The 23,114-nt window shown below is 74.2% G+C and carries 22 protein-coding genes; 16 read left to right on the top strand and 6 right to left on the bottom strand.

Annotation, left to right across the window (positions count from 1 at the left end; genetic code table 11):
• Nucleotides 1-2: 2 nt before the first annotated feature.
• Together eat and RM590_RS24120 are read right to left on the bottom strand one after the other, a co-directional pair.
• Nucleotides 3-1,481, bottom strand: a complete 1,479-nt coding sequence (eat, locus tag RM590_RS24125; RefSeq protein WP_311706788.1) for an ethanolamine permease — start codon at nucleotides 1,479-1,481, stop codon at nucleotides 3-5.
• 169 nt (nucleotides 1,482-1,650) lie between these two features.
• The gene (locus RM590_RS24120; protein WP_311706787.1) at nucleotides 1,651-2,391 is read right to left on the bottom strand and encodes a FadR/GntR family transcriptional regulator; all 741 of its coding nucleotides are present in this window, start codon (nucleotides 2,389-2,391) and stop codon (nucleotides 1,651-1,653) included.
• Between the two features lie 75 nt (nucleotides 2,392-2,466).
• Here RM590_RS24120 and RM590_RS24115 point away from each other — a divergent pair, with 75 nt between their 5' ends.
• The 6 genes from RM590_RS24115 to mycP all read left to right on the top strand — a co-directional run bounded on the left by RM590_RS24115 (nucleotide 2,467) and on the right by mycP (nucleotide 9,493).
• Complete coding sequence (locus RM590_RS24115; RefSeq protein ID WP_311706786.1) at nucleotides 2,467-3,837, top strand: glutamine synthetase family protein; 1,371 nt, start codon at nucleotides 2,467-2,469, stop codon at nucleotides 3,835-3,837.
• Between the two features lie 14 nt (nucleotides 3,838-3,851).
• Entirely contained in the window at nucleotides 3,852-5,243 is a 1,392-nt protein-coding gene (locus RM590_RS24110) for an aldehyde dehydrogenase family protein (RefSeq protein ID WP_311706785.1), read from the top strand.
• Between the two features lie 30 nt (nucleotides 5,244-5,273).
• Entirely contained in the window at nucleotides 5,274-6,059 is a 786-nt protein-coding gene (locus RM590_RS24105) for a 3-oxoacyl-ACP reductase (RefSeq protein ID WP_311706784.1), read from the top strand.
• A gap of 54 nt (nucleotides 6,060-6,113) precedes the next feature.
• Nucleotides 6,114-7,211 carry a DUF2510 domain-containing protein gene (locus RM590_RS24100; protein ID WP_311706783.1) on the top strand — a complete coding sequence of 366 codons (1,098 nt, stop codon included), beginning with the start codon at nucleotides 6,114-6,116 and terminating at the stop codon, nucleotides 7,209-7,211.
• A 69-nt stretch (nucleotides 7,212-7,280) separates the two neighbouring features.
• Complete coding sequence (locus RM590_RS24095; protein ID WP_311706782.1) at nucleotides 7,281-8,261, top strand: hypothetical protein; 981 nt, start codon at nucleotides 7,281-7,283, stop codon at nucleotides 8,259-8,261.
• Complete coding sequence (mycP, locus tag RM590_RS24090; RefSeq protein WP_311706781.1) at nucleotides 8,261-9,493, top strand: type VII secretion-associated serine protease mycosin; 1,233 nt, start codon at nucleotides 8,261-8,263, stop codon at nucleotides 9,491-9,493. Before RM590_RS24095 ends, mycP begins: the two co-directional genes overlap by 1 nt.
• On the opposite strand, the gene RM590_RS24085 is transcribed toward mycP, so the two are convergent.
• Entirely contained in the window at nucleotides 9,456-10,451 is a 996-nt protein-coding gene (locus tag RM590_RS24085) for a serine hydrolase (RefSeq protein ID WP_311706780.1), read from the bottom strand. The genes mycP and RM590_RS24085 overlap by 38 nt on opposite strands.
• A gap of 151 nt (nucleotides 10,452-10,602) precedes the next feature.
• Here RM590_RS24085 and RM590_RS24080 point away from each other — a divergent pair, with 151 nt between their 5' ends.
• Nucleotides 10,603-11,328, top strand: coding sequence for an SseB family protein (locus tag RM590_RS24080; RefSeq protein WP_311706779.1), 726 nt, complete (start codon nucleotides 10,603-10,605; stop codon nucleotides 11,326-11,328).
• A gap of 99 nt (nucleotides 11,329-11,427) precedes the next feature.
• Entirely contained in the window at nucleotides 11,428-12,174 is a 747-nt protein-coding gene (locus tag RM590_RS24075; RefSeq protein WP_311706778.1) for an aquaporin, read from the top strand.
• Here RM590_RS24075 and RM590_RS24070 read toward each other — a convergent pair.
• The gene (locus RM590_RS24070; protein ID WP_311706777.1) at nucleotides 12,152-12,499 is read right to left on the bottom strand and encodes a DUF1844 domain-containing protein; all 348 of its coding nucleotides are present in this window, start codon (nucleotides 12,497-12,499) and stop codon (nucleotides 12,152-12,154) included. The genes RM590_RS24075 and RM590_RS24070 overlap by 23 nt on opposite strands.
• 316 nt (nucleotides 12,500-12,815) lie before the next feature.
• Here RM590_RS24070 and infC point away from each other — a divergent pair, with 316 nt between their 5' ends.
• The 7 genes from infC to pheT all read left to right on the top strand — a co-directional run bounded on the left by infC (nucleotide 12,816) and on the right by pheT (nucleotide 20,154).
• The gene (gene infC, locus RM590_RS24065) at nucleotides 12,816-13,430 is read left to right on the top strand and encodes a translation initiation factor IF-3 (RefSeq protein ID WP_107485146.1); all 615 of its coding nucleotides are present in this window, start codon (nucleotides 12,816-12,818) and stop codon (nucleotides 13,428-13,430) included.
• A 53-nt stretch (nucleotides 13,431-13,483) separates the two neighbouring features.
• On the top strand, nucleotides 13,484-13,678 hold the full coding sequence (gene rpmI / locus RM590_RS24060) for a 50S ribosomal protein L35 (RefSeq protein WP_311706776.1): 195 nt from the start codon (nucleotides 13,484-13,486) through the stop codon (nucleotides 13,676-13,678).
• A 112-nt stretch (nucleotides 13,679-13,790) separates the two neighbouring features.
• Nucleotides 13,791-14,177 (top strand): 50S ribosomal protein L20, encoded by a 387-nt coding sequence (gene rplT, locus RM590_RS24055; RefSeq protein ID WP_311706775.1) that lies wholly within the window; start codon nucleotides 13,791-13,793, stop codon nucleotides 14,175-14,177.
• 151 nt (nucleotides 14,178-14,328) lie between these two features.
• Entirely contained in the window at nucleotides 14,329-15,186 is an 858-nt protein-coding gene (locus tag RM590_RS24050) for a TrmH family RNA methyltransferase (RefSeq protein WP_311706774.1), read from the top strand.
• Between the two features lie 92 nt (nucleotides 15,187-15,278).
• A complete protein-coding gene (locus RM590_RS24045) occupies nucleotides 15,279-16,358 on the top strand; it encodes a sensor histidine kinase (RefSeq protein ID WP_311706773.1) in 1,080 nt (359 codons plus the stop codon).
• A 125-nt stretch (nucleotides 16,359-16,483) separates the two neighbouring features.
• Nucleotides 16,484-17,632 (top strand): phenylalanine--tRNA ligase subunit alpha, encoded by a 1,149-nt coding sequence (pheS, locus tag RM590_RS24040; RefSeq protein WP_311706772.1) that lies wholly within the window; start codon nucleotides 16,484-16,486, stop codon nucleotides 17,630-17,632.
• A complete protein-coding gene (gene pheT / locus RM590_RS24035; protein ID WP_311706771.1) occupies nucleotides 17,632-20,154 on the top strand; it encodes a phenylalanine--tRNA ligase subunit beta in 2,523 nt (840 codons plus the stop codon). Before pheS ends, pheT begins: the two co-directional genes overlap by 1 nt.
• Nucleotides 20,155-20,213: 59 nt before the next feature.
• Here pheT and ligD read toward each other — a convergent pair whose 3' ends face one another.
• Nucleotides 20,214-21,104 carry a non-homologous end-joining DNA ligase gene (gene ligD, locus RM590_RS24030; RefSeq protein WP_311706770.1) on the bottom strand — a complete coding sequence of 297 codons (891 nt, stop codon included), beginning with the start codon at nucleotides 21,102-21,104 and terminating at the stop codon, nucleotides 20,214-20,216.
• 30 nt (nucleotides 21,105-21,134) lie between these two features.
• Here ligD and ku point away from each other — a divergent pair, with 30 nt between their 5' ends.
• Complete coding sequence (ku, locus tag RM590_RS24025; RefSeq protein ID WP_311706769.1) at nucleotides 21,135-22,097, top strand: non-homologous end joining protein Ku; 963 nt, start codon at nucleotides 21,135-21,137, stop codon at nucleotides 22,095-22,097.
• Nucleotides 22,098-22,160: 63 nt separating this feature from the next.
• Here the strand turns inward: ku and RM590_RS24020 are convergent, their stop codons facing one another.
• Nucleotides 22,161-23,027 (bottom strand): 3-hydroxybutyryl-CoA dehydrogenase, encoded by an 867-nt coding sequence (locus RM590_RS24020; RefSeq protein ID WP_311706768.1) that lies wholly within the window; start codon nucleotides 23,025-23,027, stop codon nucleotides 22,161-22,163.
• Between the last annotated feature and the right edge of the window lie 87 nt (nucleotides 23,028-23,114).

Raw genomic sequence — 23,114 nt, 5'->3', positions numbered from 1 at the left:
CTTCAGTCACGGGCCAGTTCGGCCTCGGCCTCGGCGAGCGCCGCGAACTCCTCCTCGGGCGCGGCGGCCACCAGGCGGTGCCGACTGTAGAAGGCGAAGTAGCCGGCCGCCACCGCGTACACGCCCAGCGCGATGAACGCCGCGTCGTGGTCCACCAGGAAGGTGGCCACCAGCGCGGCCAGCGCCAGCACGAAGGCCACGCCGGAGGTCACGATGCCGCCCGGGGTGCGGTACGGCCGCGGCAGGTCCGGCTCGCGGCGGCGCAGCACGATGTGCGAGAGCGTCATCAGGGCGTAGGAGATGGTGGCGCCGAACACCGCCACGTTCAGCAGCCGGGCGCCGTCGCCGTCGGCCACCACCGCAAGCGCGAAGCCGAGCGCGCCGGGGATCAGCAGCCCGAGATAGGGCGCCTTGCGGCGGCTGGTCAGCGACAGGAAACGCGGCAGGTAGCCCGCCCGGGAGAGCGCGAAGAGCTGCCGGGACCCGGCGTAGACGAGGGAGAAGAACGACGCCACCAGGCCCGCGAGCCCCGCGTAGTTGACGAACCGGCTCAGCGCTGTCGCCTCGCCGTCCGGTTCCAGCGCGGCCACCAGCGGATTGCCCTCGGCCTGCACGGCGGCCGAGCCGCGCGCGCCCGCCGCGGCGAGAAACGTCACCACCGCGAGCACCAGCAGGACGCCGATCGCCCAGGCCATCGCCCTCGGCAGGGTGCGCACGGGGTCGCGCGTCTCCTCGGCCGCCAGCGGCACGCCCTCCACGCCCAGGAAGAACCACATGCCGAACGGGAACGCCGCCCAGATCCCCATCAGCCCGAACGGCAGCCACGAACTGGCGCCGACGGCCTCGTCGTCCACCGGGATGTCGTCCAGCGAGCCGGCGCTGAACTCGGTGAACGCGCCCACCGCGAACACCACCAGCGCGGCCACCGCGATCGCCGTCACGATCAGGCTGAAGCGCAGCGCCTCGCCCACGCCCCACAGGTGGATGGCCAGGAAGATCACGAAGCAGCCCAGATAGACCGGCCAGCCGGAGGTGAGGCCGAAGAGGTCGAGGGACTCCACATAGTCCCCGATGAAGATCGCGATCGCGGCGGGCGCGAGCACGAACTCGATGAGGATCGCCGTGCCGGTCAGGAACCCGCCCCAGGGGCCGAGCGCGCGCCGCGCGAAGCCGTAGCCGCCGCCCGCCGTCGGCAGCACGGACGCCAGCTCGGCCAGGGCGAACACCATGCAGGTGTACATCAGGCCCATCAGCACGGTGGCCACCGCGAGCCCGCCGAAGCCGCCCTCCGCCAGCCCGAAGTTCCAGCCGGCGTAGTCGCCGGAGACGACATAGGCGACCCCGAGCCCGGTCAGCAGCAGCGGCCCGGCGCTGCCGGTGCGCAGCGTCCGGCGGCTCAGATAGGCGTCCTCGGGGGAGTCGGGGCCGCCCGGCGGCGGCGTTCCGGGTATCGCGGTACTGGACTCGGTGCCTTCGGTCATGGGCCGCTCCTGCCTCGTGCCGCAAAGGTCTGGTCGCACACCATTGCGGCTCCGGCGGCGAGGGCGCAAGACCCCGTGCGTAAAAGCGCGGTTACGGCCGAGGCCGGCGCGCGGGGGCGCGCGCGACCGGGCGCCGGGCGGGTCCGCCGACGGCCCGGCCGGGGCGTGGTCAGGAGAGAAAACCGCGCAACAGGGCCGCCGTTCCGGCACAGTGCTCGCGCATCACCTCGCGCGCCCCGTCCGCGTCGCCCTCCGACACGGCCTCCACCAGCGCCGCGTGCTGCGCCTGGGAGTGCTCCAGATTCCGCACCAACAGCGGGATGCAGTCCAGCAGTTCGTTGAGCTCCGCGCGGACCGCGGCGTAGTGCGCGGCCAGCGACGGCGAGCCGGACAGCTCCGCCAGCGTCAGATGCAGCAGCGTGTCCGCGCGCCGGTAGCCGGCCGGCGTCGCCTCCCGGGTCCCGGCCAGAGCGTCGCGCAGCCGCCGCGCCGCGGCCTCGTCCGGGCCGTTCTCGGCGCACAGCCCGGCCGCGCCCACGTCCAGCACCTCGCGCATCCGCAGCGTGTCCTCCACGTCCACGTCCGCCAGGCGCCGCCGCAACTCGTCCCGCGCGTCGCGCGCCGGCTCCGGGCGCGGGCGCACGAACGTGCCGCCGTAGCGCCCCCGCCGGCTCTCCACCAACCCCTCGTCCTGAAGCGCCTTCAGCACCTCGCGCAGCGTGACCCGGCTGACCCGCAGGCGCGTCGCCAGGTCCCGCTCGGCCGGCAGCCGGCCGCCCTCCGGCACCAGGCCGAGCCGCAGCACCTGGAGTATCTGCGCCAGCGCCTCCTCGAAGCCGTTGCCCGCGCGGACCGGCCGCAGCACCCCGGCCAGCCGGTCGTGGGCCGGCGCGTCCCCGCCGTCGTCCATCGGACCTACTTCCCAATCAATGGTCTGCGCCGCTACCTTATGGCCTCCGGCCGAAGCGACAGGAGGCCCACCGACGTGACGACGCACACGCCCCCGCTGCCCGTCGAGGAACTGCGGGGCCTGGTCGACCTCGGCGACATCGACACCGTGGTCCTCGCCTTCACCGACATGCAGGGCAGACTCCAGGGCAAGCGGTTCGCCGCCCGCTTCTTCCTGGACGAGGTCCTGCCGCACGGCACGGAGGGCTGCAACTACCTGCTCGCCGTGGACGCCGACATGAACACGGTGGACGGCTACGCCATGTCCTCCTGGGAACGCGGCTACGGCGACTTCGCCATGCGCGGCGACCGCGCCACCCTGCGCCGGGTGCCCTGGCAGCCCGGCACCGCCATGATCACCGCCGACCTCGCCTGGCCCGACGGCACGCCCGTGGCCGCCTCGCCCCGCCAGATACTGCGCCGCCAGCTCGACCGCCTCGCCGACCGCGGCTGGACCGCCCACGTCGGCACCGAGCTGGAGTTCATGGTCTTCCGCGACACGTACGAGCACGCCTGGAACGCCGCCTACCGCGGCCTGACGCCCGCCAACCAGTACAACGTCGACTACTCCGTGCTCGGCACCGCCCGCGTCGAGCCGCTGCTGCGCCGCATCCGCAACGAGATGGGCGCCGCGGGCATGGTGGTGGAGTCCGCCAAGGGCGAGTGCAACCTCGGCCAGCACGAGATCGCCTTTCGCTACGCCGACGCCCTCACCACCTGCGACCAGCACAGCATCTACAAGACCGGCGCCAAGGAGATCGCCGCCCAGGAGGGCGTCGCGCTCACGTTCATGGCCAAGTTCGACGAGCGCGAGGGCAATTCCTGCCACATCCACTTCTCCCTGCGCGACCAGGCGGGCCGGCCCGTCTTCGCCGACCCCGCCGCACCGGACGGGATGTCGGCCACGATGCGCCACTTCCTCGCCGGGCAGTTGGCCGCCCTGCGCGAACTCACCCTGCTGTACGCGCCGAACATCAACTCCTACAAGCGCTTCCGCCCCGGCTCCTTCGCCCCCACGGCCGTCGCCTGGGGCCCGGACAACCGCACCTGCGCCCTGCGCGTGGTCGGCCACGGCCCCGCCTCGCTGCGGCTGGAGAACCGGCTGCCCGGCGGCGACGTCAACCCCTACCTGGCCGTCGCCGGCATCATCGCGGCGGGCCTGCACGGCGTGGACAACGAGCTCGAACTCCCCGAGCCCTGCACCGGAAACGCCTACGCCGCCGACGCCCCCCAGGTCCCCGCCACCCTGCGCGACGCCGCCGCCCGCTGGGCCGAAAGTCCGCTCGCCCGCGCGGCGTTCGGCACCGAGGTCGTCGACCACTACCGCAACATGGCCCGCGTCGAGCAGGACGCCTACGACACCGCCGTGACCGACTGGGAGCGGTTCCGTTCCTTCGAGCGCATGTGAGGACAACGATCGCCGTGCAGGAGCAGCCCGTGGACGCGCCGCCCGAGCACCGGGTGGTCAACCCGGCCACCGAGGAGGTCATCGCCACCGTCCCCGCCACCTCGCCCGCCGCCGTGGACGCCGCCGTCCGGCGCGCCGCCCGCGCCCGGCGGACCTGGGCCGCCCTCGCCCCGGCCGACCGGGCCCGGCTGCTGCGCCGGTTCGCCGCGGCCGTCGACGCGGCGGTGCCGGAGCTGGCCGGCCTGGAGGTCCGGGAGGCCGGGCACCCGGTCGCCGCCGCCCGCTGGGAGGCGGGCAACGTCCGCGACCTGCTGGACTACGCCGCCGGGGGAGTGGAGCGGCTGACCGGGCGGCAGATCCCGGTCGCCGGCGGCCTGGACGTCACGTTCCACGAACCCCTCGGCGTCGTCGGCGTGATCGCCCCCTGGAACTTCCCCATGCCCATCGCCGCCTGGGCCACCGCCCCCGCGCTCGCCGCCGGGAACGCCGTCATCCTCAAGCCCGCCGAGACCACCCCGCTGACCGCGCTGCGGCTGGCCGAACTGGGCCTGGCGGCCGGGCTGCCCGAGAACCTCTTCCAGGTCCTGCCCGGCGCCGGCCCGGTGACCGGCGCGGCCCTGGTGGACCACCCCGGCGTCGCCAAGATCGTGTTCACCGGCTCCACGGCCGTCGGCAAGGCGGTCATGGCCCGCTGCGCGGCCCAGGTGAAGCGCGTGACTCTCGAACTCGGCGGCAAGAGCCCCAACATCGTCTTCGCCGACGCCGACGTGGCCCGCGCCGCCGCCACCGCGCCCGGCTCGTTCCTCGACAACACCGGCCAGGACTGCTGCGCCCGCAGCCGCATCCTGGTCCAGCGTCCGGTCTACGACCGCTTCCTCGAACTCCTCGAACCGGCCGTCCGCGCCGTCACCGTCGGCGACCCGGCCGACCCGGACACCGCCATGGGCCCGCTGATCTCCGCCGCGCACCGGGACCGCGTCCGCTCCTACGTCCCCGAGGACGCCCCGGCCGCCATCCGCGGCGAGATCCCCGCCGGCCCCGGCTACTGGTACCCCGCGACCGTGCTGGAGGCGCACCGGGCGGGCGACCGCGCCGCCGCAGAGGAGATCTTCGGGCCGGTCGCCGTCGTCACCCCCTTCGACGACGAGGCCGAGGCCGTCCGGCTGGCCAACGCCACCGACTACGGGCTGTCCGGCTCCATCTGGACCCGGGACGCCGCCCGGGCCATCCGCGTCTCCCGTGCCGTCGCCGCGGGCAACCTCTCGGTCAACTCGCACAGCAGCGTCCGTTACGCCACGCCCTTCGGCGGGTTCAAGCAGTCGGGCCTGGGCCGCGAGCTGGGCCCCGACGCGCTGGCGGCGTTCACCGAGACCAAGAACGTCTTCCTCAGCACCGAGGACGGCTGAGGCGGGCGCAGAAGCGAGCAAGGAGAAGAGATGACAGAAACCTCCGTGGTCAGCCGCCGGCTCGTCGGCCGCACCGCCGTGGTCACCGGCGCCGGCAGCGGCATCGGCCTGGCCACCGTCCGCCGGCTGGCCGCCGAGGGCGCGCACGTCGTCTGCGCCGACGTGGACGCCGAGCGCGGCGCGGCGGCCGCGGCGGAGACGGGCGGCCGTTACGTGGCCACCGACGTCACCGACCCGGACCAGGTCGAGGCGCTGTTCCGCACCGCGCACGACACGTACGGCTCGGTCGACATCGCCTTCAACAACGCCGGCATCTCGCCGCCCGACGACGACTCCATCCTCACCACCGGGCTGGACGCCTGGCAGCGCGTCCAGCAGGTCAACCTCACCTCGATCTACCTCTGCTGCAAGGCCGTCATCCCCTACATGCGCCGCCAGGGCCGGGGTTCGATCATCAACACCGCGTCGTTCGTCGCCGTGATGGGCGCCGCCACCTCCCAGATCAGCTACACCGCCTCCAAGGGCGGCGTCCTGGCGATGTCCCGCGAACTGGGCGTGCAGTTCGCCCGCGACGGCATCCGCGTCAACGCCCTGTGCCCCGGCCCGGTCAACACCCCGCTGCTGAAGGAGCTGTTCGCCAAGGACCCGGAACGCGCCGCGCGCCGCCTGGTCCACGTGCCGATGGGGCGGTTCGCCGAGCCCGAGGAGATCGCCGCGGCCGTGGCGTTCCTCGCGAGCGATGACGCGTCGTTCGTCAACGCCGCCGAATTCCTGGTGGACGGCGGTATTTCCGGCGCTTATGTGACCCCTTTGTAGGGGAAGGGGTGGTGGCCGTCACGCGCCGCTTGTGAGAAGTTCAACGGTGTGAGCATGACGACTCCCCCCGGGTGGTACCCCGACCCCGGCCACACCGGCGACGGACCCGCACCGGAACGCTGGTGGGACGGCTCGGCCTGGACCGGACAGACGCGCGCCGCGGGCGGCGGGGTGCCGTCGGCCCCGCCGGACGCCACGCTGCCCGACGGCGCGGTGCCCGACATCACCCCGGCCGAGGGCGGCGCCCCGTCCTCGCCCTGGGCGGCCGCCACCCTGCCGGGGAACCAGTCCCTGGGACCGCCGCCGCCCGGCGCCCCGAGCCCGTATGCCACGTCGCCGTACGGCGCCCCCGGCTACAGCCAACAGCCCTATGGCGCACCGCCGTTCGGCCCGCCGCCGGCCAACCGGCAGCGGGCCACCCGCGTCGTCGTCATCATCGGCGGCCTCGCGGTGGCCGCCGCGCTGATCGTCATGGCCGTGCTGCTCCTCGGCGACGACGGCGACGGCTCCAACACCGCCGACGGGGCCAGCGACGGCCCGAGCGCCTCCCAGGAGGACGGCCCCGGCGAGGAGAACTCGCCGGAGGACGGGGCGCCGGACGGCGAACAGCCCGACGACGGCGGCGGGTCCGGCGGGCTGACCCGCGCCGACGGCGCCGGCGTCGCACTCCCGCTGCTCGAGGGCTGGACGGAAGGCGAACTGCCCGGCGGCGTCGCTATGACCTCCGGCAGCTACACCTGCCCGGGCGAGGGCAGCCTGGAGTGCGTGGACGCCGGCGTCTTCCTGACCGTGGTCCCCGACGCGGCCTCCCTGACGCCCGAGGACTTCGCCCGCGCCGACATCACACCCAACGAGGAGACGTCCTACAGCGCCGACACATACGGCGCGATCACCGACCGCGAGGAGGTGCTCGCCGAGGCGGTCACCGTCGCCGGCCAGGAGGGCTTCCGCGTCCGCAGCCGGGTCGAGACGGAGTCCGGCACCAGCGCGCACGTCGAGTCCGTGGCGTTCCCCGCGCCCGACGAGTCCGGCGCGATGGTGCTCATCCGGCTAGGCTTCGACATCGGCGACCAGGCACCGCCGGTGGAGGACATGGACCGCATCGTGCTCGGCGCCCGGGCCGTGTCGGGCGGACCCGGTACCGAAGCCTGAGGCGGCGCCCGTAAAGTGACCGAAGTCAAGCGTGATCGGTGGGGCGCCGGGGGGCCGGGGAGAGTGCGGATGAACACGGAGCAGGGACCGGCGCCTTCGCCGCCGCCCCTGGTACCGCCCACACCCGCCGGCCCGCCCCGGCCCACCGCGCCCCCGCGCCCCGCCGCCCCGCCGCGGCCGGGCGGCCCGCCGCCACCGGCCGTGCCGCCGCGCCCCGTTGGCCCGCACGCGCCGGCCGGGCCACCGCCCACCGCGCCCGCCCTGCCCGGCGGTGCCCTGCTGCGGGCCGTCACCTCCCGCGCGTCCGCCCGGCTGATCGGCGCGCTGGTCTGCGGGGTGCTGGGCACCGGCCTGCTCGGCGGCGCCGCGGCCGGCGCCTGGCTCGCCGGCGGTGGCGACGACCGTTCCTCCGCCGAGGCGGCCTTCGACCAACGCCGGGGCCTGTGGCGGGAGATCCCCGTCGACGAGCTGTTCCCGCCCGAGCTCACCGGCGAGGGCGCCGGCCCCGGCGGCTCCGACCGGCGCTGGATACGCGTGGCCGTCGCCCCGGACAGCGACTGCGAGGAGGCGTTCGACCCGCTGCTCACCGAGGTCCTCGCGACCGTCGGCTGCCACCGGCTGGTCCGCGCCACCTACACCGACGAGACCGAGACCAGCGTGACCACGGTCGGGCTGCTCTTCACCGAGGCCGACACCGAGCAGATGGCCGGACTGTCGGCCCGCCTCGCCGACGAGGGCCTGGACACGAGGACCGACCTGCTGCCCCGCCCCTACGCCGCCCCTGGCACCCTCGCCGCCGACTTCGGCGACGCGCAGCGCGCGACCTGGACCATCGGCGTTCCGCCCGAACTCCCCGTCCTGGTCTACGCCCTCACCGGCTTCGCCGACGGCCGCGCCGTCACCACCCCGCAGCCCGCCGCCCAGGCGACCGCCGAGGACGAGGACAGCACCGCGGCGCTCGCCGGCCTCGGCCACGACGCCGTGGGCATCGCCGAGCGCGTCGAACGCGGCCTGCGGTCCGCCGCCGACCGGCATGTCCGGGAGCCGTGATGCGACGTCCCCGCCCGCGCGCCGTGGCCGGCGCGCTCGCCCTGGCCGCGCTGCTCGCCGCCGGACCGCTGCCCGGCGCCGCCCCGGCCCGCGCCGACTCCATCCGCGACCAGCAGCAGTGGGCCCTGGACGCGATCAACGCCCCGGCCGCGTGGGCGACCACGCGCGGCGAGGGCATCACCGTCGCCGTGCTGGACACCGGCGTGGACGCCACCCACCCCGACCTGGCCGGCGCGGTCCGCCAGGGGCGCGACCTGGTCGGCATGGGCGCCGGCCCCGGCGACCCGGAGTGGGCCGAGCACGGCACCGCGATGGCCGGCATCATCGCCGGCCGCGGCCACGGCGCGAACAACGAGTCCGGCGTCATCGGCGTCGCCCCCGAGGCCGAGATCCTGCCGGTGCGCGTGCTGCTGGAGGACGACGACCCCGTTCGCGACGAGGCCCGCGAGACCCGCTCCGGCGCGCTGGCCGAGGGCATCCGCTGGGCCGCCGACCAGGGCGCCGACGTGATCAACCTCTCGCTGGGCGACGACAGCGAATCCGCCCACCACGACGCCGAGGAGGACGCGGCCGTCCGCTACGCGCTGTCCAAGGGCGCGGTCGTGGTGGCCTCCGCGGGCAACGGCGGCGAGAACGGCGACCCCGTCTCCTACCCGGCCGGCTACCCCGGAGTCATCGCGGTCGCCGCGGTCGACCGCAGCGGCAGCCCCGCCGCGTTCTCCACCCGCCGGTGGTACGCCACCGTCAGCGCCCCCGGCAAGGGCGTGATCGTCGCCGACCCGGACCGCGAGTACTACACCGGCTGGGGAACGTCCGCGGCGGCGGCCTTCGTCTCCGGCTCCGTCGCGCTGCTGCTGGCCGCCCACCCCGACCTCACCCCCGCCCAGGTGCGCCAAGTGCTCGCCGACACCGCGCAGAACCCGCCGGAGTCCGGCCGCAGCGACGCCCTCGGCAGCGGCGTCGTGGACCCGGCCGCCGCCATCGCGGCCGCCGCGGGGCTCGTCGCCCGGCCCCTGACCCCCAGCTCCGAGCCGTATGGCGAGGAGTACTTCGGCCCCGGCCCCCGGGAGCAGGCGTCCGGCTCGGGTGGCACCGCCTGGCTCGCCCCGGTCTCCGGGGCGCTCGGCGTGCTCCTGCTCGGCGCGGCGACGGCCCTGGTGACCGGGCGGGGCACCACGCGGCTGCGGGACCGGTTCAGACGCCCGGCGGCGGAGCGTCTTCCGCCGTACTGACCGCCGCCAGCGCCTCCACGGCCGCCATGGCGGCGGTCTCGACCGCCGTGATGCCGGCCGCGTGCGTGACGTGGCCGTCGGAGACGACGGCCACCAGATACTCCTCGCCCCCCGAGGTGATCCGGCCGATGCTGTTGACGTCCCACAGGCCGGTGTGGCTGCGCGGCAGCCAGCCGTTCTTCAGCTCGAAGCCCTCGTCGGCGGCGGCCGATATCCCCCACCGCTGGCCGGGCACCACGCCGGCCATCAGCTCCTGGATGTAGGCCCGCGACGCCGCGCTCAGCGGCGAGCCGGTCCCGTATATGGCGCGCAGCAGGGCTATCTGGTCCGCGCTGGTGGTCTGCGTCAGCCCCCAGTGGCCGCCCCCGCCCGCGGTGGTGGCGGTCAGGCCGAGCCGCGCGTTGGCCGCGTCGAGCCCGGCCGCGCCGCCTATCGTCACCCACAGCGCGTCTGCGGCGGCGTTGTCGCTCTGCTCGATCATCACCTGGGCCCGGGCCCGCTCCAGCGCGGTGAGCTGCCGCCCCTCGTCCTGCGCCAGCAGGAGGAGCGCGGCCAGGATGTCCACCTTCACGATGCTGGCGGTGTCGAAGCGGGCCTCGCCGTAACCGGCGCTCGCCCCGCTGTTCAGGCACAGGACCGACACGGACAGCCGGGTGGCGCCGTCGGCCTCCAGCGGCGCCACGGCCTCGGCCAGCGCGGCGTTCGGACTTGCCCCGGGCGCCAGGGAGTTGGGGGAGGTCCCGGCGGGGTCCCGGCGCGACTCCGTGTCGCGCGACGCGGCGGGCCCGTCCGCGCGGACGTCCGGCATCGCGTTCTCCGCGTCGTCCACCGGCCGCTCAACTCCCTGCGGACGCGCGGAAACCGAGAGCGAGTCACCGGCGGCGGTGGCGGCCAGCAGCGAGGTGGCCAGCGCGGCGTTCCACACCAGGGCAGGGCGGAACCGCCGCGAGGGACTCATGACCAAACGCTATCCCGCACGCCTTCGCGAGTCACCGGCCGTTGAATGAAGAACGCGTAACAGCGGGAGGGATATGTCCTGGAACAAGCCGTTCCCGCGCTTCCCGCCACCGCGTGCGCGCTGTCCCGACCCCCTCGCATACCCTCATCGGGTGGCGCTCAAGAACATCCCCGGGCCGGCCTTCGCCGACGACGACGGAACTGCCGACCCCGCCCTGCGCGGCGCCCTCGCCGACTGGGCGCGGGACCCCGCGGCCGAGCAAGCGCTGGTGGCCGCGCTCGCCGGCGCCCGGCTGCTGGTCCCGGTGGTCGCCGTCCTGGGCGAGGCGGAGACCGGCGCGGACGGGCTGCGCCGGGAGAAGAGCAGCGACATGGCGGTCCTCACCCTCGCCCTCCCCGACGGCCGCCGCGCGCTGCCGGTCTTCACCGCCACGGACACCCTGGCCCGCTGGCGCCCGGACGCCCGGCCGGTGGCCGTCACCACCGAACAGGCCCTGGCCGCCGCCGTCCAGGAGGGCGCCGGCTCGCTGCTGCTCGACGTGGCAGGCCCGGTCACCTACGAGCTCGCCGGCGCCGCCCTGCGCGCCGTGGCCGGGGGCGGCAGCCCGGCCGCCGCGCCCGCGGTGACCCGCGCCGTGCGCGCGCTGCTCGCCGCCGAGCCCGCCGTGGCCGCCGCCCACCTGGTGCCCGGCGGCGCCGCCGACGGCACCCTCGCCCTGATCCTGGACGGGCCGGCCCCGTCCGCCGAGGCCGTCGGCCGGCTGGCCCGCGCGCTGGCCGCCGACGAGGTGCTGCGCGCCCACCTGGTGCGCGGCCTCCAGCTCGCCGTGCTGCCGCCGGGCAGCGCCCTGCCGGGCGAGCCCACCTACCGCCGCTGACCCTTTGGCCCCTCACCCGCATGGCGCGGGCCCGGATGCGGCGCGGGACGGCGCGGCAGCAGACTGCGACAGAGACCGACGCAGCCACTGGAGGGCGCGATGTCCACCGAGACCGAACCGCAGCCGCTCATCGCCGAATTCGTCGGCACGCTGGCCCTGGTGTTCTTCGCCGTCGGCGCCGCGGTACTGGCGGGTGAGTACATCGGCAGCATGGGCATAGCCCTGACCTTCGGCTTCACCCTGCTCGGCCTGGCCTACGCGCTCGGCCCCATCTCCGGCAGCCAGGTCAACCCGGCGGTCACGCTGGGCGCGCTGCTGGCCGGCCGCATGGACCTGCGGACCGCCGGCCTGTACTGGGCGGCCCAGTTCCTCGGCGCCGTCGTCGGCGCCGCGCTGCTCTTCCTGGTCGCCCACCAGGTCCCCGGCCTGGAGACCAGCGAGGCGTTCGGCAGCAACGGCTACGACGACCGGTCGGCGGTCGGCATCTCCATCGGCGGCGCCTTCGTGGCCGAGACGATGCTCACGTTCCTGCTGGTCTTCGTCTGGCTGTCGGTGACCCACGACGTGGCCGTCAAGGGCTTCGACGGCCTGCCCATCGGCCTGACGCTGGCCGCCGTGCACCTCGTCGGGATCCCGCTGACCGGTACCTCGGTGAACCCGGCGCGCAGCTTCGGCCCCGCGCTGTTCGCGGGCGGAGACGCGCTGGCCCAGCTCTGGCTGTTCATCCTGGCCCCGCTGGTGGGCGCCGCGCTCGCCGTCATCGTGCACCGGCTGGTGCACCCGCAGCCCGACGAGTGGCTCGCCGACTGGCGGCGCCGACGGACTAGCCCAGGACCGGCCCAGTGAACTTCTCGCCCGGACCCTGGCCCGGGGCGTCGGGCACGGCGGACGCCTCGCGGAAGGCGAGCTGCAACGACTTCAGCCCGTCCCGCAGGGGCGCGGCGTGGTAGGAGCCCACCTCCGGGGCGCTGGCCGTCACCAGCCCGGCGAGGGCGGTGATGAGCTTGCGGGCCTCGTCGAGATCCTTGTGCCGCTCGCCGTCCTCCGCCAGCCCCAGGCTGACGGCCGCCGAGCTCATGAGGTGCACCGCGACCGTGGTGATCAGCTCGACCGCCGGCACGTCCGCGATGTCGCGGGTCATCCCGCCGATGTCGTCACTGGAGTCGCTCATGGCGCCCAGACTATGCGTCCCCCGCGCGGCGGTGAGCCGGGGGTTAGCGTACGGCGCGCTTCCTTGCAAGTGTGCTGTAACATGGTGAGTGACCGGCCGGACATCCGTGTGTCCGGCCCGCAAGTGGAGGCTCCGCACTCCCACCTGATCGGCCCCCGGGTCGGCAGGTCACCGGTCAGGCTGCGCCCCGCGACCCGTCGCGGCGGTGCTCCCGGTCTGCGTGGAGCCCGCCTTGCGTGTCGTTCGGGGCGTTTTTTGACGCCGCCGTACGGCGGTCCACGCGACCTATTCCAGCACGGCTGTCCGCCAGGCAACCGTGCGGCGCAACCGAGGAGGCCCCATCAGCGCCGAGCCCCGAATCAACGACCGGATTCGCGTCCCCGAGGTGCGACTCGTCGGTCCCAGCGGCGAGCAGGTCGGCATTGTGCCGCTTGCCAAGGCCCTGGAGCTTGCCCAGGAGTACGACCTGGACCTGGTGGAGGTGGCGGCCAACGCCCGCCCGCCGGTGTGCAAGCTCATGGACTACGGAAAGTTCAAGTACGAGTCGGCCATGAAGGCCCGTGAGGCGCGCAAGAACCAGGCGCACACGGTCATCAAGGAGATGAAGCTCCGGCCGAAGATCGATCCGCACGACTACGACACCAAGAAGGGTCATGTCGTCCGGTTCCTCAAGCAGGGGGACAAGGTCAAGATCACGATCATGTTCCGCGGTCGTGAGCAGTCCCGCCCCGAGCTGGGCTACCGGCTGCTGCAGCGGCTCGCTGAGGACGTCCAGGACCTGGGCTTCGTGGAGTCCAACCCCAAGCAGGACGGGCGGAACATGATCATGGTTCTCGGTCCGCACAAGAAGAAGACCGAGGCCATGGCCGAGGCCCGGGAGGCACAGGCCGCCCGCAAGGCCGAGCGCCAGCAGGGCAAGGCGTCCGCCTAGGCGGACGCCGCCCCGCGGCACAGGATGCAAGACGACGAGGAGAGAACGGCGACATGCCGAAGAACAAGACGCACAGCGGTACCAGTAAGCGCTTCAGGATCACTGGTTCCGGCAAGGTGATGCGCCAGCGCGCCGGTCGCCGTCACTACTTGGAGCACAAGCCGTCGACGCTGACCCGTCGCCTCGCCGGTACCACGGAGACGGCTCCGGCCGACGCCAAGAGGATCAAGAAGCTTCTCGGCAAGTGACCCGGGCGCGACCGCGAGCCGGCACCCGGCGGCGGACGCCCGAGAAGAAGACCGGACCCATCCGTTCCGGGCCGCGTGAGGACCCCGCGGCCCCGCTACAAGGAGTACACACGTGGCACGCGTCAAGCGGGCAGTCAACGCCCACAAGAAGCGCCGGGCGATCCTGGAACAGGCCAGCGGCTACCGCGGCCAGCGCTCCCGCCTGTACCGCAAGGCGAAGGAGCAGGTCACCCACTCCCTCGTCTACAACTACAACGACCGCAAGAAGCGCAAGGGCGACTTCCGGCAGCTTTGGATCCAGCGGATCAACGCCGCCGCCCGCGCCAACGGCGTCACCTACAACCGCTTCATCCAGGGCCTGAAGGCCGCCGAGATCGAGGTGGACCGCAAGATGCTCGCCGAGCTCGCGGTCAACGACCCGGGCGCGTTCGCCGTGCTGGTCGAGACCGCGCAGAAGGCGCTGCCCAGCGACGTCAACGCCCCGAAGGCCGCCGCCTGAGCGAGCGGCCCCAGCGGCACCGACGCCCGCCCGCCGGTGTGACCGGACCCGCAGGCCCCGCCTGCGGGTCCGGCCTTTTCCGCCCCCCGTCTCGCCCCCGCTTCCCACCGCTCCCGCCGCCCCCGCCAGCACGAGAAGTGAGCCTCCCGCCATGGGCCCTGCCGCCGAGCCGTTGACCCCGCGCGCCGCCCGGGTGGCCGCCGCCCGGCGGCTGGTCCGGCGCAGCTTCCGCGGCAAGGAGCGCCGGTTCCTCGCCGAGGGCCCGCAGGCGGTCCGCGAGGCCGCCGCGCACCGGACGGACGGCGAGAGCACCCTCGTGGAGCTGTTCGTGACGCTGGAGGCGGCCGAGCGCCACGCCGATGTCGTCGAGGCCGCCCGCGCGGCCGGCGCCCGGATACACCTGGCCGTTCCCGAGGCGGTCGCGGACATCTCCCAGACCGTCACCCCGCAGGGCCTCGTCGGCGTCTGCCGGTTCCTGGACCGCCCGGTCGAGGAGATCATCGCCGCCCGGCCCAAGCTGGTCGCCGTCCTCGCGCACGTCCGGGATCCCGGGAACGCCGGCACCGTGCTGCGCTGCGCGGACGCCGCCGGCGCGGAGGCGGTGATCCTCACCGACGCCTCCGTGGACCTGTACAACCCGAAGGCCGTGCGCGCCTCCGTGGGCAGCCTCTTCCATCTGCCGGTGGCCGTCGGCGTCCCCGTCGCGCAGGCGGTGCGGGGCCTGGCCGCCGCCGGGGTGCGGGTGCTGGCCGCCGACGGCGGCGGCGACCGCGACCTGGACGCGGAGCTCGACGCGGACGCCATGGGCGGACCCACCGCCTGGATCTTCGGCAACGAGGCGTGGGGCCTGCCCGAGGAGACCCGCGCGCTCGCCGACGCCGTGGTGCGCGTGCCCCTGCACGGGCGGGCCGAAAGCCTGAACCTCGCCACCGCCGCCGCCGTCTGCCTCTACGCCTCGGCCCGTGCCCAGCGCGCGCCGGGCGGCTGCCGGGCAGGGGACAGCCGGTGATTGCCCCTTCAACGATTGCCGATCCGGCGCGAGGAGCATGCTTCGGACGGGCCCTAGTAGGCTGATCCGCACTGGGAGAGGGGCGAACGGGGATGGACACCGCATCCGGTGCCGGGCACGTGGATCTGCGGCCCGATGATCTTCCCGACGGGCTGGTGATCGCCGACCGGCTTGGCCTGGTGGTCTGCTTCAACGCGGAGGCCGCGCGGCTCGCCGGCCAGCCGGCGGACCGGGCCCTGGGCCGCCCGATCGACAGCGTGCTGCCGCTGGAGGACCCCGACGGCCGCCCCTGGTGGCGGCTCACCGACCCCTATGGCGGCCTGGCCACCCGCTCCGGCCAGCCCGAGCGGAACCTGCTGCTGCCCGGCGGGCGCGAGGTGCTGGTCGCGGCACGTTACGTCCGCTCCCGGCCCGGCGGGCCGGTGCGGCGGCTGGTGGTCACCCTGCGCGGCACCGACGCCAGGAAGCGCACCGAGCGCAGCAACGCGGAGCTGATCGCCACCGTCGCCCACGAGCTGCGGTCCCCGCTCACCTCGGTGAAGGGCTTCACCGCCACCATGCTCGACAAGTGGGACCGCTTCACCGACGAGCAGAAGCGGCTCATGCTCCAGACCGTCGACGGCGACGCCGACCGCGTCACGCGGCTGATCACCGAGCTGCTGGACGTCTCCCGGATCGACTCCGGCCGCCTGGAGATCCGCCGCCAGCCGGTCCGGCTGGACGACGCCGTCCGCCGCCAGGTGAAGGTGATGGTCAACGGCGGCTGCCGGGCGGACCGTTTCGATCTGCGCTTCGCCGACTCGGTCGCGCGGGTCTGGGCGGACCCGGACAAGATCGACCAGGTGCTGGTCAACCTCCTGGAAAACGCCGTGCGTCACGGCGAGGGGACTGTCACCATCGAGGTCGACCGTGTACCGCCCACCAGGACCCGTCAGGAAGGCATGGCCGTCACCGTGAGCGACGAAGGACCCGGCATCCCCGAGGAGGCGATGCACCGGGTCTTCACGCGCTTCTGGCGGGGCAACGACCGGGGCGGCACCGGCCTCGGCCTCTATATCGTCAAGGGCATCGTCGAGGCCCACGGCGGCACGGTCACCGTCGGCCGATCCTCCGGCGGGGGGGCCCGTTTCCGATTTATCCTGCCCGCGGGCACCCCGGCGTTCCTCTCCTGACGTCCTCACCGGCCGGTCCCGCGGGCTCCCACCGCGTACGCAACGTCGTTCGCGCCCCCTTAGACTCGGTCCCTGGGCACCCCGGGGCGCGCGGCGGGGCGCAAAAAACGGAAGCACGGGAAGAGATGTCGGCACCCAACAAGTCGTACGACCCTGTCGAGGTCGAGGCACTGAAACCGGAAAACATCGACCGGGTGCGCGACGAGGCGCTCGCGGCGATCGCCGCCGCGGACAGCCTCGACGCGCTGCGGGAGGTCAAGGCGGCCCACGCGGGCGACCGTTCGCCGCTGGCCCTGGCCAACCGCGAGATCGGCGCCCTGCCGCCGCACGCCAAGGCCGACGCCGGCAAGCGCGTCGGCCGGGCCCGCGGCGAGGTGAACAAGGCCCTCGCCGTCCGCCAGGAGGAACTGGAGGCCGAGCGCGACGAGCGCGTCCTGGTCGAGGAGGCCGTGGACGTCACGCTGCCCTACGACCGGGCCCCGGCCGGCGCCCGGCACCCGCTCACCACCCTCTCGGAGCGCATCGAGGACATCTTCGTGGCCATGGGCTACGAGGTCGCCGAGGGCCCCGAGCTGGAGGCCGAGTGGTTCAACTTCGACGCGCTCAACATCGGACCCGACCACCCGGCGCGCTCCACCCACGACACGTTCTTCGTGGAGGGCGCCGAGGCGGCGTCCGCCGCCGACCGCGGCTCGGCCGCCGGGGAGTCCGGCCTGGTGCTGCGCACCCACACCTCCCCGGTGCAGATCCGCTCGATGCTGCGCGGCGAGCCGCCGATCTACGTGATCTGCCCGGGCCGCGTCTACCGCACCGACGAGCTGGACGCCACCCACACGCCGGTCTTCCACCAGGTCGAGCTCCTCGCCGTCGACGAGGGCCTGACCATGGCGGACCTCAAGGGCACGCTCGACCACATGGTCCAGGCGCTCTTCGGCGAGGGCATGCGCACCCGGCTGCGCCCCGACTACTTCCCCTTCACCGAGCCGTCCGCCGAGATGGACATGGTGTGCTTCCGCTGCCGCGGCGAGTCCGTGGGGAACCCGGACCGGCCCTGCCGCACCTGTGCCAGCGAGGGCTGGATCGAGCTCGGCGGCTGCGGCGTGGTCAACCCGCGGGTGCTCATCGCCTGCGGCATCGACCCGGAGAAGTACAGCGGCTTCGCGTTCGGCTTCGGCATCGAGCGGATGCTGATGTTCCGCCACAACGTCGAGGACATGCGAGACATGATCGAGGGTGACGTGCGGTTCACCCGGCCGTTCGGGATGGAGATCTGATGCGCGCCCCGCTTTCCTGGCTGCGGGAGTACGTCGACCTGCCGGCCGGGGTGACCGGCCGCGACGTGGCGGCCAGGCTGATCGCCGCCGGGCTGGAGGTCGAGACCGTCGAGCAGCTCGGCGCCGACATCACCGGCCCGCTGGTCGTCGGCCGTGTCCTGGCCATCGAGGAGCTCACCGAGTTCAAGAAGCCCATCCGGTACTGCCAGGTGGACGTCGGCACCGCCAACGGCACCGGCCAGCCGCAGAACATCGTCTGCGGCGCCACCAACTTCCGGGTCGGCGACAAGGTCGTCGTGGTGCTGCCGGGCGGCGTGCTGCCCGGCGGGTTCGAGATCAGCGCCCGAAAGACCTACGGCCGGGTCTCCGAGGGCATGATCTGCTCGGCGCGCGAGCTGGGCCTCGGCGACGACCACGGCGGCATCCTCGTGCTCCCGCCGGAGCACGAGGCCGGCACCGACGCGATCGAGCTGCTGGAGCTCGTCGACGAGGTGCTCGACATCGCCGTGACCACCAACCGCGGCTACTGCCTGTCCATGCGCGGCATCGCCCGCGAGACCGCCACCGCGTTCGGGCTGCCGCTGCGCGACCCGGCGCTGCTGGACGTGCCCGCGCCGAACGACTCCGGCTACCCGGCCGAGGTCGCCGACCCGGCCGCCTGCGACCGGCTCGTCGTACGCACCGTCGGCGGGCTGCGCCCCGAGGCGCACTCGCCGATCTGGCTGCAACGGCGGCTCCAAAAGGCCGGCATGCGCCCGATCTCCCTGGCCGTGGACATCACCAACTACGTGATGCTGGAGATCGGCCAGCCGCTGCACGCCTACGACCGCGCCCGGCTGTCCGGCCCCATCGGGGTGCGCCGCGCGCGGCCGGGGGAGAAGCTGACCACCCTGGACGGCGCCGCGCGGGCCCTGGACCCCGAGGACCTGGTCATCACCGACGGCAACGGCCCGATCGGGCTGGCGGGGGTGATGGGCGGCGCGGACACGGAGATCGCCGACGCCACCGAGGAGCCGCTGGTCGGCCAGGCCCAGGGCACCACCGACATCGTGCTGGAGATCGCCCACTTCGACCCCGTCTCGGTCGCCCGCACCGCCCGCCGCCACAAGCTCGCCAGCGAGGCGGCCCGGCGCTTCGAGCGCGGCGTCGACCCGCAGGCCGCGGCGGCCGCCGGGCAGCGCGCCGTCGACCTGTTGGTGCTGCTGGCCGGCGGCAAGGCCGACCCCGGCGTCACCGAGGTCGCCGCGGACCGTGCCGCGCGCGCCATCGTCATCCCCGCCGACCACCCCGACCGGGTCGCGGGCGTCACTTATGGCCGGGAGACCGTGGTGCGCCGCCTCCAGGAGATCGGCTGCGACGTCACCGGCACCGACGAGCTCACCGTCACCGTGCCGAGCTGGCGCCCGGACCTCACCGACCCCAACGACCTCGCCGAGGAGGTCATCCGGCTGGAGGGCTACGAGGCGCTGCCCGCCACGCTGCCCCGCCCGCCGGCCGGCCGCGGCCTGACCGAACGGCAGCGCCTGCACCGGCGGGTCGGCCGCGCCCTGGTCGGCGCCGGCTATGTCGAGGCGCTGAACTACCCGTTCGTCGGGCCCGCCGCGCTGGACGCGCTCGGGCTGCCCGCCGACGACGCGCGCCGCCGCGTGGTCCGGCTGGTCAACCCCCTCTCGGACGAGGCGCCCGCGCTGCGGACCACCCTGCTGCCCGGACTGCTGGAGGCGCTGCGCCGCAACCACGGCCGGGGCAGCCAGGAGCTCGCCCTCTTCGAGACGGGCCTGGTCTTCCGGCCGACCGGGAACGAGGCCGCGCCGGCCCGGCTGCCCGTCACCGTCCGGCCGTCCGACGAGGAGATCGCCGGCCTGAACGCCACGCTGCCCCAGCAGCCGCGCCGGGTCGCCACCGTTCTCGCCGGTGCCCGCGAGCCCGCGGGCTGGTGGGGACCGGGCCGCCTGGCCGACTGGGCGGACGCCGTGGAGTCCGCCCGCACCGTGGCCCGGCAGGCGGGCGTGGAGCTGATCGTCGAGAACGACCGGCACGCGCCCTGGCACCCCGGCCGGTGCGCGGCGCTGTTCGTCGTCGTGGACGGCACGAAGACGCTGGTCGGCCACGCCGGTGAGCTGCACCCGCGCGTCATCAAGGCGCTCGGCCTGCCCGCGGGCACCTGCGCCATGGAGGCCGATCTCGACCTGCTGGGCCGGGCCGCGACCGGGCCGCTGAGCGCGCCGAGCATCTCGTCGTTCCCGGTCGCCACGCAGGATGTCGCCCTCGTGGTCGACGCGGCGGTGCCCGCCGCCGAGGTCGAGGCCGCGCTGCGGTCCGGTGCGGGGGAGCTGCTGGAGTCGCTGCGGCTGTTCGACGTGTTCACCGGCGAGCAGGTCGGGCCGGGCCGGAAGTCGCTGGCCTACGCGCTGCGCTTCCGGGCGCCGGACCGCACGCTGACCGCCGAGGAGGCGACGGCCGCCCGCGAGGCGGCGGTGGCCGCCGCGGTGGAGCGCACGGGCGCCGTCCTGCGGGGCTGACCCCCGGCTCCGGGTCTCGCCGGCCCCGCCCGCACGCCGGGCGGGGGCCAGCCGCGTTCTCAGCCGGCCGCCGGCAGCGGCCGGGCGCGGCGGGGGTCGGACAGGTCCCGCATCAGATCGCCGTACGCGTCCAGCCGGGCGGGCATGTCCGGCAGGGCGAAGATCAGTTGCTCCGGCGAGGCGCAGCCCTCGATCTCGTCCCAGCCGACGGGCGCGGAGACCAGGGGGGTGGCGCGGGCCCGCAGCGTGTAGGGCGTCGCGGTGGTCTTGCGGGCGGCGTTCTGGCTGTGGTCGATGAACACCTTGCCGGGCCGCAGGCGGCGGGTCATCGTCGCGATGGCCAGCCCCGACAGCGCCTTGGCGGCCTCCCGCGCCAGCGCCTTGGCATAGGCCGAGGTCTCCGCCGCGGGCGCGGTCGGCCGCAGCGGGCTGAGCAGGTGCAGGCCCTTGCCGCCCGAAGTCTTGGCGTAGGCCGTCAGCCCGTCGGCCGCCAGCCGGTCGCGCAGCCAGCGCGCGACCTCGCAGCACTCCACGACGGTCGCGGGCTCGCCCGGGTCCAGGTCGAATACCAGCCGGTCGGCCATCCCGGGGTCGCCGGCCAGCCACTGCGGCGTGTGGAACTCCACCACCAGGTTCGCCGCCCACACCAGCGCGGCCAGCTCGTTGATCACCACCTGCCGCATGGTGCCGCCGCCGGAGCGGGGCACCTCGGCGGTCGTCACCCACTCGGGGGTGCCCGGCGGAACGTTCTTGGCGAAGAACGTCTCGCCCTCGGGCCCGTCCGGGTACCGCAGCAGGCTCAGCGGCCGGCCGGCGAGGTGCGGCAGCAGCACGCTCCCATGGGTGGCGTAGTAGTGGAGCAGCTCGCCCTTGGTCGTGCCGTCGGGATAGATGACCTTGTCCAGATTCGACAGGGCCAGACGGCGCCCCTCCACGGAGACGACAGGCATACCCTGAGACTGGCACGAAAGGGGCAGATGATGCGAACCATCTGGAAGGGCTCCATATCCTTCGGCCTGGTCACCATCCCCGTGAAGGTCGTCAGCGCGACGGAGAGCCACTCGGTCTCGTTCCGCCAGATCCACACCGCCGACGAGGGGAAGATCCGCTACCGGAAGGTCTGCGAGATCGACGGCGAGGAGGTCTCCGGCGACCAGATCGGCAAGGGGTACGAGACGGACGACGGCTCCATCATCCAGCTCACCGACGACGACCTGGCCGTGCTGCCGCTGCCCACGGCCCGCACCGTGGAGATCCTGGGTTTCGTGCCCGTGAGCAGCATCGACCCCTACCAGCTCGACCGCTCCTACTACCTGACGGCCGACACGGGAGCGGCCAAGCCCTATGTGCTGCTGCGCGAGGCGCTGCGGCGGGCCGACAAGGGCGCCATCGCCAAGCTGGCGATGCGCGGCCGGGAGACGCTCGCCCTGGTCCGGGCGCTGGAGGACGAGGACGTCATCGGCATGCACACGCTGCTGTGGCCGGACGAGATCCGGTCGGCGGCGGGCCTGGCCCCGACCGAGAAGGTCACGGTCCGCGACGCCGAGCTGGACCTCGCCTACACGCTGATGGACACGCTCGGCTCCGTCGAGATGGCGGAACTGCACGACGAGTACCGGGAGGCGGTGGAGGCGCTGGTCAGCGCCAAGCTCTCCGGCGCCGCGCCGGAGCCGGCCGAGATCGCCCCGCGCGGCGGCAAGGTCGTCGACCTGATGGCCGCCCTGGAGGACAGCGTGCGCAGCGCGCGGGAGTCGCGCGGGGAGGAGGAACGGGAGGAGGGGGCGGAGGCGACCGTGACGCCGATCAAGAAGTCCGCCGCGAAGAAGACCGCCAAGAAGGCGCCCGGGAAGAAGGCCCCGGCCAAGAAGGCGGCGGCGAAGAAGTCCACCGGGAAGAAGGCCCCGGCGAAGAAGAAGGCCGCCGGGCGCAAACGCGCCTCCTGACCGCCCGTCCCGGCCCCGGCACCTCGGACGGCGAGGGAACGGAGCCGGGGGAACGAGGGCCGGTTACGCGCCGCCGTACGGGTAGAAGCCGGCGCCCGTCTTCCGTCCGAGCTGGCCGGCCGCGACCATCCGCAGCAACAGCGGCGGCGGCGCGTACAGCGGCTCCTTCAGCTCCTCGTACATCGACTGCGCGATCGCGGTGACGGTGTCCAGGCCGATGAGGTCGGCGATCTTCAGCGGGCCGAGCGGGTGGGCGCAGCCCAGCTCCATCCCGGCGTCGATGTCCTCACGGCTGGCCGCCCCCGACTCGAACATCCGGACGGCGGCGAGCACATAGGGGATGAGCAGCGCGTTCACCACGAAGCCCGAGCGGTCCTGCGCCCGGATCGGGTGCTTGCCCAGCACGCCGGAGATAAGCGCCTCGGCTCGTTTGACGGTCTCCTCCGAGGTGGTCAGCGCCGGGATCAGCTCCACGAGGCGCTGCACCTGGGCCGGGTTGAAGAAGTGGATGCCCACCACCTGGGCCGGGCGGGAGGTGGCGACGGCCAGGTTCACCAGGGGGATGGCCGAGGTGTTCGAGGCCAGGATCGCGTCCGGGCGGGTGACCACCTGGTCCAGGACCTGGAAGATCTCGGTCTTCACCTGCTCGTTCTCCACGACCGCCTCGATCACCAGATCGCGGTCGGCGAACTCGCCCAGATCCGTGGTGAACGTGATGCGGTCCAGCGCCGCGTCCCGCTCCTCCTCGCTGATCTTCCCGCGCTCCGCCGCCTTGCCCAGCGAGTTCGCCAGCCGGGTGCGGCCGAGCTCCAGAGCCTCGCCCGTGGTCTCCGCGACCCGGACGTCGAGGCCCGAGCGGGCACACACCTCGGCGATGCCGGAGCCCATCAGGCCGCAGCCCACGACTCCGACGCGTTCGATATCGGTCACACCCTGCCCCTTCGCCGATCTTCGCCTCGCCACGACGTTACCCCTCCGGCACGGGGGAGGACCGGCCGGGGCCGGTCCTCCCGGGAC

This window comes from Streptomyces litchfieldiae (assembly GCF_031845365.1).
GTDB lineage: Bacteria > Actinomycetota > Actinomycetes > Streptomycetales > Streptomycetaceae > Streptomyces > Streptomyces litchfieldiae.
The sequence above is the reverse complement of the archived record's forward strand: the minus strand, read 5'-3'. Positions and strand labels throughout refer to the sequence as shown.